The organism is Streptomyces sp. NPDC029164, assembly GCF_055563995.1.
Window position 1 is genome coordinate 131,806 of record NZ_JBVHWW010000008.1, and the last position, 15,081, is coordinate 146,886.

At 70.8% G+C, this 15,081-nt stretch carries 16 protein-coding genes; 12 read left to right on the forward strand and 4 right to left on the reverse strand.

All coding sequences use genetic code 11. The annotated features are described in order from the left end of the window. Positions 1–134: 134 nt before the first annotated feature. On the reverse strand, positions 135–314 hold the full coding sequence (locus tag ACZ4VT_RS10460) for a hypothetical protein (RefSeq protein ID WP_319728675.1): 180 nt from the start codon (positions 312–314) through the stop codon (positions 135–137). Positions 315–559: 245 nt separating this feature from the next. Between ACZ4VT_RS10460 and ACZ4VT_RS10465 the strand changes: the two genes are divergently transcribed. The 4 genes from ACZ4VT_RS10465 to ACZ4VT_RS10480 all read left to right on the forward strand — a co-directional run bounded on the left by ACZ4VT_RS10465 (position 560) and on the right by ACZ4VT_RS10480 (position 4,084). Then, positions 560–1,213: a response regulator transcription factor gene (locus ACZ4VT_RS10465; protein ID WP_030008767.1), complete on the forward strand. Its 654-nt coding sequence runs from the start codon at positions 560–562 to the stop codon at positions 1,211–1,213. Between the two features lie 5 nt (positions 1,214–1,218). Beyond that, positions 1,219–2,460 carry a sensor histidine kinase gene (locus ACZ4VT_RS10470; protein ID WP_351288732.1) on the forward strand — a complete coding sequence of 414 codons (1,242 nt, stop codon included), beginning with the start codon at positions 1,219–1,221 and terminating at the stop codon, positions 2,458–2,460. A 382-nt stretch (positions 2,461–2,842) separates the two neighbouring features. Beyond that, entirely contained in the window at positions 2,843–3,139 is a 297-nt protein-coding gene (locus tag ACZ4VT_RS10475) for a DUF4193 domain-containing protein (RefSeq protein WP_267723728.1), read from the forward strand. Between the two features lie 12 nt (positions 3,140–3,151). Next, positions 3,152–4,084 (forward strand): hypothetical protein, encoded by a 933-nt coding sequence (locus tag ACZ4VT_RS10480; RefSeq protein WP_467948327.1) that lies wholly within the window; start codon positions 3,152–3,154, stop codon positions 4,082–4,084. Positions 4,085–4,111: 27 nt separating this feature from the next. On the opposite strand, the gene ACZ4VT_RS10485 is transcribed toward ACZ4VT_RS10480, so the two are convergent. Continuing rightward, positions 4,112–4,585, reverse strand: a complete 474-nt coding sequence (locus tag ACZ4VT_RS10485) for a DUF3093 domain-containing protein (protein WP_467948329.1) — start codon at positions 4,583–4,585, stop codon at positions 4,112–4,114. Between the two features lie 58 nt (positions 4,586–4,643). On the opposite strand from ACZ4VT_RS10485, the gene ACZ4VT_RS10490 reads away from it, so the two are divergent. From ACZ4VT_RS10490 to ACZ4VT_RS10520, 7 genes are all read left to right on the forward strand, one after another. Then, positions 4,644–5,228 (forward strand): PaaI family thioesterase, encoded by a 585-nt coding sequence (locus ACZ4VT_RS10490; RefSeq protein ID WP_467948331.1) that lies wholly within the window; start codon positions 4,644–4,646, stop codon positions 5,226–5,228. Beyond that, the gene (dut, locus tag ACZ4VT_RS10495; protein WP_467948332.1) at positions 5,228–5,773 is read left to right on the forward strand and encodes a dUTP diphosphatase; all 546 of its coding nucleotides are present in this window, start codon (positions 5,228–5,230) and stop codon (positions 5,771–5,773) included. The genes ACZ4VT_RS10490 and dut overlap by 1 nt, the downstream gene beginning before the upstream one ends. 1 nt (position 5,774) lies before the next feature. Then, complete coding sequence (locus ACZ4VT_RS10500; RefSeq protein ID WP_467948334.1) at positions 5,775–6,560, forward strand: DUF3710 domain-containing protein; 786 nt, start codon at positions 5,775–5,777, stop codon at positions 6,558–6,560. A gap of 233 nt (positions 6,561–6,793) precedes the next feature. Next, positions 6,794–9,391 carry a DUF4118 domain-containing protein gene (locus ACZ4VT_RS10505; RefSeq protein ID WP_467948336.1) on the forward strand — a complete coding sequence of 866 codons (2,598 nt, stop codon included), beginning with the start codon at positions 6,794–6,796 and terminating at the stop codon, positions 9,389–9,391. Then, a complete protein-coding gene (locus ACZ4VT_RS10510) occupies positions 9,388–10,074 on the forward strand; it encodes a response regulator (protein ID WP_467948338.1) in 687 nt (228 codons plus the stop codon). The genes ACZ4VT_RS10505 and ACZ4VT_RS10510 overlap by 4 nt, the downstream gene beginning before the upstream one ends. Positions 10,075–10,099: 25 nt before the next feature. Then, a complete protein-coding gene (locus ACZ4VT_RS10515; RefSeq protein ID WP_125816976.1) occupies positions 10,100–10,519 on the forward strand; it encodes an OB-fold nucleic acid binding domain-containing protein in 420 nt (139 codons plus the stop codon). A gap of 3 nt (positions 10,520–10,522) precedes the next feature. After that, positions 10,523–11,248: a DUF3159 domain-containing protein gene (locus ACZ4VT_RS10520; RefSeq protein ID WP_361770634.1), complete on the forward strand. Its 726-nt coding sequence runs from the start codon at positions 10,523–10,525 to the stop codon at positions 11,246–11,248. 171 nt (positions 11,249–11,419) lie between these two features. On the opposite strand, the gene ACZ4VT_RS10525 is transcribed toward ACZ4VT_RS10520, so the two are convergent. Both ACZ4VT_RS10525 and ACZ4VT_RS10530 read right to left on the reverse strand, forming a co-directional pair. Then, positions 11,420–12,082 (reverse strand): potassium channel family protein, encoded by a 663-nt coding sequence (locus ACZ4VT_RS10525; RefSeq protein WP_030709508.1) that lies wholly within the window; start codon positions 12,080–12,082, stop codon positions 11,420–11,422. Then, positions 12,079–12,747 carry a potassium channel family protein gene (locus tag ACZ4VT_RS10530; protein ID WP_030385679.1) on the reverse strand — a complete coding sequence of 223 codons (669 nt, stop codon included), beginning with the start codon at positions 12,745–12,747 and terminating at the stop codon, positions 12,079–12,081. The genes ACZ4VT_RS10525 and ACZ4VT_RS10530 overlap by 4 nt, the downstream gene beginning before the upstream one ends. Before the next feature lie 251 nt (positions 12,748–12,998). Between ACZ4VT_RS10530 and ACZ4VT_RS10535 the strand changes: the two genes are divergently transcribed. Continuing rightward, on the forward strand, positions 12,999–15,053 hold the full coding sequence (locus ACZ4VT_RS10535; RefSeq protein WP_467948341.1) for an APC family permease: 2,055 nt from the start codon (positions 12,999–13,001) through the stop codon (positions 15,051–15,053). Positions 15,054–15,081 lie beyond the last annotated feature (28 nt).

Below are 15,081 nucleotides of genomic sequence, written 5' to 3' on the forward strand. Positions count from 1 at the left end.
GTGCAGTGGCTCGGCCCGGCGCTGGTCACCCCGGCGGTGATCGGGGCGTACGTATGGATGTGGGCCGGTTTCGCGTCGTGCGGGAGCCGTGAGGGATCAGCAGGTCGGCTCGGGGTCGGGTCGGCGGGCCGGGGTCAGCAGGCGGGTACGGTGGCCGAGACCGGGACACCGTGCTCGGCGGCGAGTCGCTGGAGGTCTTCCAGCTCCGCCTGTTCCACTTCCGCGAGGAAGTCGTCGCCCGTCTCGCGGGCGTGCATGAGGTCCGACTGCGTGGACCTGATGCGCTGCAGGAGACCCGCGGTGAATGCGTCCATGATGGGTTCGCCCCCTCTTCGTGGGTCGGCGGCGGCACGTGGCTGTCCGCCGTCAGGGAGTGGATGGGGTGTGAGGACGTCCTCCCCGGCACCCTGGGCCCAGAAACCTCTCCAGGCCAGGGAATCCTCACTTCCGCCCCGTGGGCCCCTCCACGAGCCGCCTTACAGCCGGTTTACGGCCGAAACGTGCAGGATGGGCGACGCAATACACGTGTGCCCTTCTGGGCTCGGAGGAAGGAAACGACGTGCGCGTACTCGTCGTCGAGGACGAGCAGCTGCTCGCCGATGCGGTGGCCACCGGACTGCGCCGGGAGGCCATGGCCGTGGACGTCGTGTACGACGGCGCCGCCGCCCTGGAGCGGGTCGGCGTGAACGACTACGACGTGGTCGTGCTCGACCGGGACCTCCCGCTCGTGCACGGCGACGACGTGTGCCGGAAGATCGTCGAGCTCGGCATGCCCACCCGCGTGCTCATGCTGACCGCCTCGGGTGACGTCAGCGACCGGGTGGAGGGCCTGGAGCTCGGGGCGGACGACTACCTGCCCAAGCCCTTCGCCTTCACCGAGCTGACCGCCCGCGTGCGGGCCCTCGGCCGGCGCACGACCGTCGCGCTGCCGCCCGTACTGGAGCGCGCCGGGATCAAGCTGGACCCGAACCGGCGCGAGGTGTTCCGCGAGGGCAAGGAGGTCCAGCTGGCCCCGAAGGAGTTCGCGGTGCTGGAGGTCCTCATGCGCAGCGAGGGGACCGTCGTCTCCGCCGAGCAGCTGCTGGAGAAGGCCTGGGACGAGAACACCGACCCGTTCACCAACGTCGTACGGGTGACGGTCATGACCCTGCGGCGCAAGCTCGGGGAGCCGCCGGTCATCGTCACCGTGCCCGGTTCCGGATACCGGATCTGACCCGCGTGGCAACCAGCCCGGCGCCACCGACGGCGCCACCGAAACCGACCTGGGACCCCGGCCAGCCCGAGGGTCCCTTCCCGTGGCTGCGCCCGACCATCCGGATACGCCTCACGCTGCTCTACGGCGGGATGTTCCTGATCGCGGGCATCCTGCTGCTGTCGATCATCTACCTGCTGGCGGCGCAGGCGCTGCGCCAGGGCAACGCCCTCATGTACGAGATCGTCGACGGGCAGAACGTCCAGGTCACCAGCACCACCTGCCCGGTGTCGCGGATCAACCAGCTCGAACAGTTCAACACCGCGATGAAGGCCTGCGCGCTGGAGCAGCGCCGGCACGCCCTGGACGACCTGCTCAGCCGGTCGCTGATGGCCCTGCTGGGGCTGAGCATCATCGCCTTCGCCTTCGGCTACGCGATGGCCGGCCGGGTGCTCTCGCCGCTGGGCAAGATCACCCGTACCGCCCGCCGGGTGGTCGGCACCGACCTGACCCGGCGGATCGAGCTGGACGGGCCGGACGACGAGCTCAAGGAGCTCGCCGACACCTTCGACGAGATGCTCGACCGGCTGGAGCGGGCCTTCACGGCGCAGCAGAGGTTCGTCGCGAACGCCTCGCACGAGCTGCGCACGCCGCTCGCGATCAACCGGACCCTGCTGGAGGTGCACCTCTCCGATCCGGGGGCCCCGGTGGAGCTCCAGCAGCTCGGCAAGACCCTGCTCGCCACCAACGAGCGCAGCGAGCAGCTGGTCGAGGGCCTGCTGCTGCTGGCCCGGAGCGAGAACCAGATAGTCGAGCGCAAGCCCGTGGACCTGGCGGAGGTGGCCTCGCGCGCCGTCGACCAGGTGCGGGGCGAGGCCGAGGCGAAGGGCGTGGAGATCCGCGGCGAGCGCGCGCCGGCCGTCGTCCAGGGCAACGGCGTGCTGCTGGAGCGGATCGCCCTCAACCTGGTGCAGAACGCCGTCCGGTACAACGTGCCGGAGGACGGCTGGGTGGAGGTCACGACCGAGGCCCAGCACGGTCAGGCGGTGCTCCTGGTATCGAACACGGGTCCCGTTGTTCCCGCGTACGAGGTGGACAACCTCTTCGAGCCCTTCAGACGGCTGCGTACGGAGCGCACGGGCAGTGACAAGGGTGTCGGGCTCGGTCTGTCGATCGCGCGCTCTGTGGCGCGCGCACACGGCGGAAGGATCCAGGCAACACCCCGGGAAGGCGGTGGCCTCGTGATGCGTGTCACTCTTCCCTTGTGAGTGCTGCACTCCGTGTTCGCTGCTGGCTGAACGCTTGTCCTTTGAAAGCAATTGCTCCTGTGTGATCGATCACAGTAGCGAGTGTCGATGCATGTGCGTTCAGTGACCCTGGGGCGGCCGGAAAGCCCGGGAAGTCCGGGTTTCCGGCCCCCCGTATGGCGGGAAATACACGGGGTGGCGTTTGTGCAAGACGGCCCCCGGACCGTGTACGGTCCCGGTCGTCATCCCAGCCAATCGCCCCTTCAGGTGGGCGGCTGGGTGTCGATTGAGTAACAGACCTTGATGTGAGGCAAAATCTCCGCCTCAGGTCGGGCACAAGTCCGGCCTCTCGTGCGTTACGTGCGCTGAGACACCGCTAACACCCAGAGGGGGAGAGCGAACAATGGCAACGGACTACGACACCCCGCGCAAGACCGACGACGACGTCGACAACGACAGCATTGAAGAGCTGAAGGCCCGACGTAACGACAAGTCGTCCTCGGCCTCGGACATGGACGAATTCGACTCGGCCGAGAGCCTGGAGCTTCCCGGTGCGGACCTCTCCAATGAGGAGCTGGCCGTCCGGGTCCTGCCCAAGCAGGCCGATGAGTTCACCTGCATGAGCTGCTTCCTGGTGCACCACCGCAGCCAGCTGGCGCGCGAGAAGAACGGTCAGCCGATCTGTCGCGACTGCGACTGAGAGGCGTCGGCCGTGGCTGGCTCGACACCCTTTCGGAAGCGACGCTTCCGGAAGTCTGGTGATCCGGCGGAGGCGCAGGTGGCACCCCCGGACCCGGAAACGGGTTCCGGAGCCCCCGGCGGCTCCGCCAGTGATGCGATCGCCGTGCCCTCCGACACCGCCCCGGCGGTGCCGTCGGTCACAGAGCCCGGCGAGGGGGCCCGGCCCAGGCCTGGGGCCCATCGGCTGCAAGCCGTCAAGAAGGGTGTACGCAGGGGCGGCGAAAGTGTCCGGCACGCCGCCCTGTACATCACCGAGAGAGTCATGGAGAACGCACCGCGCGTTCCGGTTCGGGACCTCGCGACCCTGCGCGCGCAGTTCCCGGGCCTCGGCCCCGATCAGCTTGCCGACAAGCTGATCTCGGGCGCCGCCAACGCCGCCTCGACCGTCGGCGCCGGGATCGGCGCGGCGGCCATGCTGCCCGTCCCGCCCGCGATGCCGGCGGAACTGGCGGCGGAGATCACCGGGGTCGCCGCGATCGAGCTGAAGCTCGTCGCCGAACTCCACGAGGTGTACGGGCTCCGCGCCCCCGGCAACCTCGGACAGCGCAGCTACGCCTACCTGGCCGCCTGGACGGAGGAACGCGGGGTCGACCTGACCAGGCCGTCGACGCTGAACGTCGCGCTCGGCGGGCAGATGAAGCGCGAACTGCGCCAGCAGATCATGAAGCGGATGTTCCGCAGCCTCCCCAACCTGATGCCGTTCATGGTGGGCGCCGCCGTCGGCGCGGTCATGAACCGGCGCGACACCCGCAAGCTCGCCGAGAAGGTCCGTGACGACCTGCGCAGCAGGGCCGTGGCGTGGGATGCCCTGCCCGCCCTGCCGCCCCTGGAGCAGCCCGCACAGCCCCTTCCCGAGGCCACCAGGGCCGCACTGGAAGGTCGGGATCCGGGCCCGTTCGGCTGAGCCCGGCCCCCGCCGGGGACACGGGTGCTATCCGGCCGGGACGGCCTGGGCCTTCGCCGCGCGGATCGCCGCGACCAGGGCTCCGGGCTCGCGGGTGGAGACGTAGACGTACGGGGTCGGGTCCGCCGGGTCCGTGACCTCGACGCGGACCGCGGTCGGCACGTAGCTGCGCAGCAGCATGAAGGCGCGCGGGTCCGCCTTGTACGTGCGCCAGGCGCGCGACTCCTCGGCGTCCAGGACCTCCGGCTCACCCAGCGCGGTCACCGGGATCCGCGCGTCCCCGACCGCCAGCGCCCCGTTCACGACGCGCACGCGCGCGGAACCGTACGAGCTCACCAGCAGCCCGCTCAGCGCGGTGCCCCCGACCAGGCCGGCCAGCAGCGGCATCGTGCCCAGCGGCAGCAGCATCAGCGCGCACGCGAGGCCGGTCAGTACGGCGATGCCCCACCAGGTGCGGGGGGCGGTCAGGCGTTCGTCGTGGTGCGCGGGGGAGAGCTGCATGCGCTCAAGCCTGCCACGAGGCGACCGGTGGGTAGCCGCGCGGGTAAGGTCTGCGGCTGTGAGTGGACGAAACACAGCGTTGACGCCCCCGGCCGATGCCACCGCACCGGTCCGGCACCCCGATGCCCCGGCACCCGGCGAGCTCCTCGGTGCGCACTACGAGCACTGTTTCGGCTGTGGCGAGGGCCAGCCGCACGGACTCCACCTGGAGGCCCGCGCGGGCGAGGGCGTGCGCATCACCGCGGAGTTCACCGTCAAGCCCGCACACCAGGGCGCTCCCGGCCTCGCCCACGGCGGGGTGCTCGCCACCGCGCTCGACGAGACGCTGGGCTCCCTGAACTGGCTGCTGCGCGTCATCGCGGTGACGGGGCGGCTGGAGACCGACTTCGTACGGCCCGTGCCCGTGGACACCGTGCTGTACCTGGAGGCCGAGGTCACCGCCGTCGCCGGGCGGAAGATCTACTGCACCGCCGTCGGCCGGATAGGCGGTCCGCAGGGCCCGGTCGCCGTGCGCGCCGACGCCCTCTTCATCGAGGTGAAGGTCGACCACTTCATCGACAACGGACGGCCCGAGGAGATCCGGGCGGCGATGGCCGACCCGGACCAGGTCAGGCGCGCACGCGCCTTCGAGGTGAACCCCTGATGTCCCTGAACCACAACGGACCCCGCCACGAGGTCGACGTGCTGATCCGGCGCGTCGATCCGGAGGTCCCCCTTCCCGCGTACGGCCACCCCGGCGACGCCGGCTGCGACCTGGTGACGACCCAGGCCGCGGAGCTGGCGCCCGGCGAGCGGACCGTGCTGCCCACCGGAGTGTCCATCGCCCTGCCCGACGGGTACGCGGCCTTCGTGCACCCCAGGTCCGGACTGGCCGCACGCTGCGGGCTCGCCCTCGTGAATGCCCCGGGGACGGTGGATGCCGGGTACCGTGGGGAGATCAAGGTGATCGTGGTCAATCTCGACCCTCGCGAGAGCGTCCGGTTCGAGCGTTTCGACCGCATTGCCCAGCTGGTTGTCCAGCGGGTCGAGAAGGTGCGCTTCCACGAGGTGGCGGAACTTCCCGGCTCTGCCCGGGCCGAGGGGGGTTTCGGCTCCACCGGCGGTCATGCGGCCGTGGCCGGATCCGGGGCTGGTCAGCAGGGTGGGAATGGCTACGCTTCGGTCGTTACCGACCGGGAAGGACAGTGACGTGTTCGGACGTCGCAAGAAGAACGACTCCGCCCAGGACGGCGGCGCGGCCGAGCAGGTCGTAGACGGCGTCGGCTCCGGTGAGCCGGACGACGCGGGCGAGCAGGACGACGCTGCCACACCGCGCCGGGTGAACCTGCCGCCCGCCCCGCGGCCCGACGGCCCCTGGGACATCTCCGAGGTGCTCGGGAACCCGGCCGACGGCCGGGTCGACCTGGGCGGCATCCTCGTGCCCGGTGTCGAGGGCATGGAACTGCGCGTCGAGGTCGCGGGTGACGCGATCGTGGCCGCGACCGTGGTCCTCGGCGACAGCGCCGTGCAGCTGCAGGCCTTCGCCGCGCCCAAGAAGGAAGGCATCTGGGGCGAGGTCCGCGAAGAGATCGCCGCGGGCATCACCCAGCAGGGCGGCATCATCGACGAGGCCCAGGGTTCCCTGGGCTGGGAGCTGCGCGCACAGGTGCCCGTACCGCTCCCGGACGGGCAGACCGGCGCCCAGCTGGTCCGCTTCGTCGGCGTCGACGGTCCGCGCTGGTTCCTGCGCGGCGTCATCTCCGGCCAGGGCGCGGTGCGCCCCGAGTCGGCGGGCGTGCTGGAGCAGATCTTCCGGGACACCGTCGTCGTCCGCGGCGACGGCCCGATGGCCCCCCGCGACCCGATCGTCCTGAAGCTGCCGAACGACGCCCAGATGGTGCCGGACGGCGTGCAGACGGACGAGCAGGAAGGCTCCCGCTTCGGCGGCGGCATGGGCCAGCTGGAGCGCGGCCCGGAGATCACCGAGGTCCGCTGACCCCGGACGGCCCCGCGCGCACAGGGGGCCGTCGCATGTTTTCGGCCGGTGGGCCCCACTCCCTCGGGGTGGGGCCCACCGGCTTTCGCGTGCCCGCCGGAGAGCCCGCCCGCCCGTGCCCGCCTCGGTCGGCCGCACGGGGACCCCGCCCTCGGCGTCAGGGATCCGTCAGGGATCGCCGCCCTGACGGTCATCGGTGCGTGGACATCCCGGGCGTCCCCGAGAATGGGCGCATGGGACGCGGCAAGCTCAGGATCTATCTCGGCGCGGCACCCGGTGTGGGCAAGACCTACGCGATGCTCTCCGAGGGCCACCGCAGGGTGGAGCGGGGCGCGGACCTCGTCGTCGGCTTCGTCGAGCACCACGGGCGGCCGCGTACGGAGGTCATGCTGCACGGTCTCGAACGGGTGGAGCGCAAGGCCCTCACCTACCGCGGGGCCTCCTTCACCGAGATGGACGTGGACGCGCTGCTCGCCCGCGGGCCCGCCATCGCGCTCGTCGACGAACTCGCCCACACCAACGTGCCCGGCTCGCGCAACGCCAAGCGCTGGCAGGACGTTGAGGAGCTGCTGCGGGCCGGGATCGACGTGGTGTCCACCGTCAACATCCAGCACCTGGAGTCCCTGGGGGACGTGGTCGAGTCGATCACCGGTGTGCGGCAGCGGGAGACCGTGCCCGACGAGGTGGTCCGCCGGGCCGACCAGATCGAGCTGGTCGACATGTCTCCGCAGGCGCTGCGCCGGCGGATGGCGCACGGGAACATATACAAGCCCGAAAAGGTCGACGCGGCCCTGTCCAACTACTTCCGGCCCGGCAACCTCACCGCCCTGCGCGAGCTCGCGCTGCTGTGGGTCGCCGACCGGGCGGACGAGTACCTCCAGCAGTACCGCGGTGAGCACGGCATCCGCTCGACCTGGCAGGCGCGCGAGCGGATCGTCGTCGGGCTGACCGGCGGGCCGGAGGGGCGCACGCTCATCCGGCGCGCCTCGCGGATGGCGGCCAAGGGCTCGGGCAGCGAGATCCTCGCCGTCTACATCGCCCGCAGCGACGGGCTGACCGCGGCCTCGCCGAAGGAGCTCGCGGTCCAGCGGACGCTGGTCGAGGACCTGGGCGGAACGTTTCACCATGTGATCGGCGACGACATCCCGGACGCGCTGCTGGAGTTCGCGCGCGGGGTCAACGCCACCCAGATCGTGCTCGGCTCCAGCCGCCGCCGCTCGTGGCAGTACGTCTTCGGCCCCGGCGTCGGCGCGAGCGTGGCCCGCGACTCGGGACCCGACCTCGACGTGCACATCGTCACGCACGAGGAGGTCGCCAAGGGGCGCGGACTGCCCGTGGTCCGCTCGGCGGCCCGGCTCGGACGGCCCCGGATCCTCGCCGGCTGGCTGGTGGGCGTGGTCCTCCCGCCGCTGCTGTGCCTGCTGCTGACGCATGCCGCCTGGGACCCCGGGCTCGCCAACGACATGCTGCTCTTCCTGGCGCTGACGGTCGCGGCGGCGCTGCTCGGCGGCCTCTGGCCGGCCCTCGCCTCCGCCGCCGTCGGCTCGCTGCTGCTGAACTACTACTTCGCCCCGCCGCTGCACCGGTTCGCCATCTCCGACGCCCGGAACATCGTCGCCATCATCGTCTTCGTCGGGGTGGCCGTCTCCGTGGCCTCCGTGGTCGACCTGGCCGCGCGGCGCACCCACCAGGCGGCCCGGCTGCGCGCCGAGTCCGAGATCCTCTCCTTCCTGGCCGGCAGCGTGCTGCGCGGCGAGACCACGCTGGACGCGCTGCTGGAGCGGGTGCGCGAGACCTTCGCGATGGAGTCCGTGGCGCTGCTGGAACGGGCCGACGACGTGGATCCCTGGAAACCGGCCGGCAGCGTCGGCCCGAGCCCCGCCGAGCGGCCCGAGGACGCCGATGTGGACATGCCCATCGGCGACGACATGGCGCTGGCCCTGTCCGGCCGGGTCCTGCCCGCCGAGGACCGCCGGGTGCTGGGCGCCTTCGCGGCCCAGGCGGCCGTGGTCCTGGACCGCCAGCGGCTCGTCGGCGAGGCCGAGGAGGCCCGCCGGCTGGCCGAGGGCAACCGGATCCGGACCGCGCTGCTGGCCGCCGTCAGCCATGACCTCCGTACGCCGCTCGCCTCCATCAAGGCATCGGTGACCTCCTTGCGCTCCGACGACGTGGAGTGGTCCGAGGAGGACCGGGCCGAGCTCCTGGAAGGCATCGAGGACGGCGCCGACCGCCTCGACCACCTGGTGGGCAACCTGCTCGACATGTCCCGGCTGCAGACCGGCACCGTCACCCCGCTCATCCGGGAGATCTACCTCGACGAGGTGGTCCCGATGGCGCTGGGCGGCGTACCGGAGGACAGCGTGGTGCTGGACGTGCCCGAGACGTTGCCGATGGTCGCGGTGGACCCGGGGCTGCTGGAGCGGTCCGTGGCCAACGTGGTGGAGAACGCCGTCAAGTACAGCCCGCCCGGGCAACCGGTGCTGGTGGCGGCCAGCTGCCTCGGCGACCGCGTCGAGGTACGCGTCGTCGACCGCGGGCCGGGGGTGCCCGAGGAGGCCAAGGACCGGATCTTCGCCCCCTTCCAGCGGTACGGGGACGCCCCGCGCGGGGCCGGCGTGGGCCTCGGGCTCGCGGTCGCCCGCGGGTTCGCCGAGGCCATGGACGGCACCCTGACGGCCGAGGACACCCCGGGCGGAGGGCTGACGATGGTGCTCACCCTGCGCGCGGTGCCCCCCGGACCCGTGGCGGAAGGCCCGATCGAACCGACGGAACACATGGCACGTGATCACAACAGTGATCGGATGACGCGACAGAAGGCAGGACCTCAATGACCCGGGTGCTCGTGGTGGAAGACGAGCCGCAGATCGTCCGAGCCCTTGTGATCAATCTGAAGGCACGCAAGTACGAGGTCGACGCCGCCGCCGACGGCGCGAGCGCGCTGGAGCTCGCGGCGGCCCGTCACCCCGACGTGGTCGTCCTCGACCTCGGGCTGCCCGACATGGACGGCATCGAGGTGATCAAGGGGCTGCGCGGCTGGACCCGCGTGCCGATCCTCGTCCTCTCCGCCCGCCACACGTCCGACGAGAAGGTCGAGGCGCTGGACGCGGGGGCCGACGACTACGTCACCAAGCCCTTCGGCATGGACGAGCTGCTGGCCCGGCTGCGCGCCGCGGTCCGCCGCGCCGAGCCCTCGGCCGGTTCCGGCGAGGGCGAGGTGGTCGTGGAGACCGAGGGCTTCACGGTGGACCTGGCCGCGAAGAAGGCCGTGCGCGAGGGGCGCGACGTACGCCTGACGCCGACCGAGTGGCACCTGCTGGAGGTGCTGGTCCGCAACTGCGGCAAGCTGGTCAGCCAGAAGCAGCTGCTCCAGGAGGTCTGGGGGCCCTCGTACGGCACCGAGACCAACTATCTGCGGGTCTACATGGCCCAACTGCGGCGCAAGCTGGAGGCGGACCCCTCGCATCCCCGGCACTTCATCACCGAACCGGGCATGGGATACCGCTTCGAGAGGTAGTGGGCACGCCGGTAGGCTTCCTTGTATGAGTGCTGAACCGCGTCCCGAGAAGCCCGCGAAGCCGGCCAGGCCGGCGGGCCGGTTCCGCCGGATGATCGAGCGGCTGTCCACCTCGCAGGAGGAGCTGCATTCGGCGGAGCTGCAGGAGGACGCAGAAGCCGCGGGGTGCACGCGGATCTGCGACTGCCACGACCGCCAGATAGTCAAGGTGACCGGAACCCTGCGTACGGTCACCCTGCGGCCGCGGGCGGGCGTCCCCGCACTGGAAGCGGAGCTGTTCGACGGCTCCGCCGCACTGGACGTGGTCTGGCTCGGGCGTCGCTCGATCGTGGGAATCGAGCCGGGCCGGCGCATGATCGCCTCCGGGCGCATCTCGATGAGTCATGGCCGTCGGGTGCTCTTCAACCCGAAGTACGAACTCCGACCGCTCGGACAGGAGCACTGACCGGTGACGTCATTCGACAAACCGACCACCCCGGAACCCGCCGCCACGCCGTCCGAGGACCAGAGCGCGGTGACGCAGGCGGCGCTGTTCGACGCCTTCGGAGGCATCCGGGGCACCGTGGAGACGATGCTCCCCGGGCTGCTCTTCGTCATGATCTACACGATCAACAAGGACCTGAAGTGGTCCGCCTTCGCCGCGGGCGCCGTCGCGGTGCTCCTGGTGATCGTGCGGCTGCTGCGCAAGGACACGGTGAAGCACGCCTTCAGCGGGGTCTTCGGCGTGGGCGTGGGCGTGGCCTTCGCGCTCTTCACGGGCAGCCCGAAGGGCTTCTACCTGCCGGGCATGATCTACGGAGCCGGGCTCGGGGTGGCCTTCACGCTCTCCGCGCTCGTGGGCTTCCCGCTGCTGGGCGTGATCCTGGGCCCGGTGTTCAAGGAGAACCTGTCCTGGCGCACCCGCAACCCCGGGCGCAAGAAGGCGTACACCAAGGCCAGCCTGGCCTGGGGCCTGATCTTCCTCGCCAAGTACGCGATCCTCTTCCCGCTGTACTGGTGGGGTGACGCGACGCAGCTGGGCTGGGTGCTGATCGCGCTGAAGCTGCCGCCGATGGTGCTCGCGGTGTACTTCACCTGGGTCTTCCTGGCGAAGGCGCCGCCGCCGATCGACGTGATCGCGGAGTGGGAGGCGAAGGAGGCCGCGGAGGCCGCCGCCAAGGGGCCGAAGGCCTGACCGCCGCAGGCGGGAAGGGGCGGTACCGGCCACTCGGGCCGGTACCGCCCCTTCGTGCTGCGGGCCCCGCGCGCAGGGCGGGCGGCCCTGCGTGCGCGGCCGGAAGCCCGAAGGGGCGCGCCTCACAGGGCGCGCCCCCTTCGTCGTCGAGCGTGCCCGCAGGGCCAAGGGCTAGCCGCGGGCCTGGAGGAGGTCCTCCAGCTGTTCCTCGCGGGCCTGGGCGGCCACGAAGAGGAGCTCGTCGCCCGGCTCCAGGGTCTCCTCGCCGTGCGGGGTGAGGACCCGGTTGCCGCGGATGATCGTGACCAGCGAGGTGTCCTCGGGCCAGGTGATCTCGCTGATCTGGGTGCCCGCGACCGAGGAGTCGGCCGGCAGGGTCAGCTCGACGAGGTTGGCGTCGCCGTGGCTGAAGCGCAGCAGCCGTACCAGATCGCCGACGCTGACGGCCTCCTCGACCAGGGCCGACATCAGGCGCGGCGTGGAGACGGCGACGTCGACGCCCCAGGACTCGTTGAAGAGCCACTCGTTCTTCGGGTTGTTCACACGGGCCACCACGCGCGGCACCCCGTACTCGGTCTTGGCGAGCAGCGACACGACGAGGTTGACCTTGTCGTCGCCGGTCGCCGCGATGACCACGTTGCAGCGCTGGAGCGCCGCCTCGTCGAGCGAGGTGATCTCGCAGGCGTCGGCCAGCAGCCACTCGGCCTGCGGCACCCGCTCCACCGAGATGGCGGTCGGCGCCTTGTCGACCAGCAGCACCTCGTGGCCGTTCTCCAGCAGTTCGCCCGCGATGGAGCGACCCACCGCGCCTGCCCCGGCGATCGCGACCCTCATGCGTGTGCCTCCTCAGGCCCTTCGGCGAACGCCGCCTCGACCTTGTCGATCTCGTCCGTGCGCATCATCACGTGGACGAGGTCGCCCTCCTGGAGGACGGTCGCCGACGTGGGCAGCATGGCCTCGCCCAAGCGGGTGAGGAAAGCGACGCGGACGCCGGTCTCCTCCTGGAGCTTGCTGACCTTGTGCCCGATCCAGGCGGCGGAGGTGTGCACCTCGGCGAGCTGCACCCCGCCGCTCGGGTCGCGCCACAGCGGCTCGGCTCCCGACGGCAGCAGCCGGCGCAGCATCTGGTCGGCGGTCCACCGCACGGTGGCGACGGTGGGGATGCCGAGGCGCTGGTAGACCTCGGCGCGCTTGGGGTCGTAGATACGGGCGGCGACGTTCTCGACGCCGAACATCTCCCGGGCCACGCGGGCAGCGATGATGTTGGAATTGTCACCACTGCTGACGGCGGCGAAGGCGCCCGCGTCCTCGATTCCCGCCTCCCTCAGGGTGTCCTGGTCGAAGCCGACCCCGGTGACGCGGCGGCCGCCGAATCCGGCGCCGAGCCGGCGGAATGCGGTGGGGTCCTGGTCGACGACGGCGACCGTGTGTCCCTGCTGTTCCAGGGTTTGCGCGAGGGCGGAGCCCACTCTTCCGCAGCCCATAATGACGATGTGCACGGCCGTCCTTCCGGCTGTCAGCGACTCGCTGGTTCCCAGCCTCATTGCATGCTCTGGTTTAACAGGGTCTCAGACCATGGCCCAAGCTACACACGGGTGGTCACCGATGGGACCTCTTCGGTCGCGGTCCCGTGGTCCCGCGGGTGTACAGGCGACGTATGGGCGACGTATGCGCCGCGTATGGGCGGCGCAATGCCGTACGGCGGGGTGCGGGTTCGTCAGGCTGATTTCGAACGCTTACGATCCTCTGCGTGTCCAAACTGACCGACGTGCCCAAACGGATCCTGATCGGCCGGGCGCTACGCAGCGACCGCCTCGGAGAAACCCTCCTGCCCAAGCGGATCGCCCTTCCCGTCTTCGCCTCCGACCCGCTCTCCTCCGTGGCATATGCCCCTGGCGAGGTCCTGCTGGTCCTGTCGATCGCGGGCGTGTCGGCGTACCAGTACAGCCCGTGGATCGCACTCGCGGTCGTCGTACTGATGTTCACCGTCGTGGCCTCCTACCGGCAGAACGTCCACGCCTACCCGAGCGGTGGCGGCGACTACGAGGTGGCCAACACCAACCTCGGACCCAGGGCCGGTCTGACCGTCGCGAGCGCCCTGCTCGTCGACTACGTCCTGACCGTCGCCGTGTCGATCTCCTCCGGAGTCGAGAACCTCGGCTCCGCGGTGCATTTCGTCATCGAGCACAAGGTGCTCTCGGCGACCGTCATGATCCTTCTGCTCACGCTGATGAACCTGCGCGGAGTGAAGGAATCCGGCAAGCTCTTCGCGATCCCGACCTATGTGTTCGTCGCCGCCGTGTTCGCCATGATCGCCTGGGGTGCCTGGAAGGGCATCGTCCTCGGCGAGACCCTGACGGCGCCGACCGCCGACCTGGAGATCAAACCCGAGCAACAGGGGCTGGCCGGCTTCGCGATGGTCTTCCTGCTGCTCAGGGCCTTCTCGTCCGGCTGTGCGGCCCTGACGGGCGTCGAGGCCATCAGCAACGGCGTACCCGCCTTCCGCAAGCCCAAGAGCAAGAACGCCGCGTCCACCCTCGCCTACATGGGCGGCCTGGCGGTCACCATGTTCTGCGGGATCATCGGCCTGGCCATGGCCAGCGACGTCCGGATGGCCGAGAACCCCGCCGAGGACCTGCTGGCGAACGGCGTCCCGGTCGGCCCCGAGTACATCCAGAACCCGGTGATCTCGCAGGTGGCCGAGGCCGTCTTCGGCGACGGCAGCTTCCTCTTCATCCTGCTGGCCGCGGCCACCGCGCTGGTGCTCTTCCTGGCCGCGAACACCGCGTACAACGGCTTCCCGCTGCTCGGCTCGATCCTCGCGCAGGACCGCTACCTGCCGCGCCAGCTGCACACCCGCGGCGACCGGCTCGCCTTCTCCAACGGCATCGTGCTCCTCGCCGGCGCGGCCATCCTGCTCGTCTGGATCTACGACGCGGACTCGACCAAGCTGATCCAGCTCTACATCGTCGGCGTGTTCGTCTCCTTCACGCTGAGCCAGATCGGCATGGTCCGGCACTGGAACCGCCACCTGAAGTCGGAGCGCGACACCGCCGCCCGCCGCCGGATGCACCGCTCCCGGGCGATCAACGCCTTCGGCGCCTTCTTCACCGGCATGGTGCTGGTCATCGTCCTCGCCACGAAGTTCACCCACGGTGCGTGGGTCGCCCTGCTCGGCATGCTGATCTTCTACGGAACGATGAGCGCGATCCGGAAGCACTACGACCGGGTCTCCGCCGAGATCGCCGCCGCCGAGGGCCCCAGCGACGACAGCGTGCGGCCCTCCCGGGTCCACTCCATCGTCCTGGTCTCCAAGGTCCACAAGCCCACGCTGCGGGCCCTGGCCTTCGCCAAGCTGACCCGCTCGGACACCCTGGAAGCGCTCAGCATCAGCGTCGACCCCGCCGAGACCAAGGCGCTGCGCGACGAGTGGGACCGGCGCGGGATCAACGTCCCGCTGAAGATCCTCGACTCGCCGTACCGCGAGATCACCCGCCCGGTGGTCGAGTACGTGAAGGGCCTGCGCAGCGAGAACCCGCGCGACGCCGTCAGCGTCTACATCCCCGAGTACGTCGTCGGACGCTGGTACGAGCACCTGCTGCACAACCAGAGCGCGCTGCGCCTCAAGGGCCGGCTGCTCTTCACCCCCGGTGTGATGGTCACCTCGGTGCCCTACCAGCTGGAGTCCTCGGAGCTCGCCAAGAAGCGGGCGAAGAAGCGCCAGGACTGGAACGCCCCGGGCGCCGTGCGCCGCGGCCCGGTGGACACCCCGAGGCCCCCGAAGGAGCCCGCCTCGAAGCGCTGAGCCGGTTGGTGAACGGCCGGACGAGATC

What these genes read in the sequence shown, in the direction of transcription:
- ACZ4VT_RS10515 (WP_125816976.1), top strand. Translation starts at nt 10,100, where the DNA reads ATGAGTGCTGAACCGCGTCCCGAGAAGCCCGCGAAGCCGGCCAGGCCG.
- ACZ4VT_RS10485 (WP_467948329.1), bottom strand. Translation starts at nt 4,585, where the DNA reads ATGCAGCTCTCCCCCGCGCACCACGACGAACGCCTGACCGCCCCCCGC.
- ACZ4VT_RS10460 (WP_319728675.1), bottom strand. Translation starts at nt 314, where the DNA reads ATGGACGCATTCACCGCGGGTCTCCTGCAGCGCATCAGGTCCACGCAG.
- ACZ4VT_RS10510 (WP_467948338.1), top strand. Translation starts at nt 9,388, where the DNA reads ATGACCCGGGTGCTCGTGGTGGAAGACGAGCCGCAGATCGTCCGAGCC.
- ACZ4VT_RS10475 (WP_267723728.1), top strand. Translation starts at nt 2,843, where the DNA reads ATGGCAACGGACTACGACACCCCGCGCAAGACCGACGACGACGTCGAC.
- dut (WP_467948332.1), top strand. Translation starts at nt 5,228, where the DNA reads ATGTCCCTGAACCACAACGGACCCCGCCACGAGGTCGACGTGCTGATC.
- ACZ4VT_RS10525 (WP_030709508.1), bottom strand. Translation starts at nt 12,082, where the DNA reads ATGAGGGTCGCGATCGCCGGGGCAGGCGCGGTGGGTCGCTCCATCGCG.
- ACZ4VT_RS10505 (WP_467948336.1), top strand. Translation starts at nt 6,794, where the DNA reads ATGGGACGCGGCAAGCTCAGGATCTATCTCGGCGCGGCACCCGGTGTG.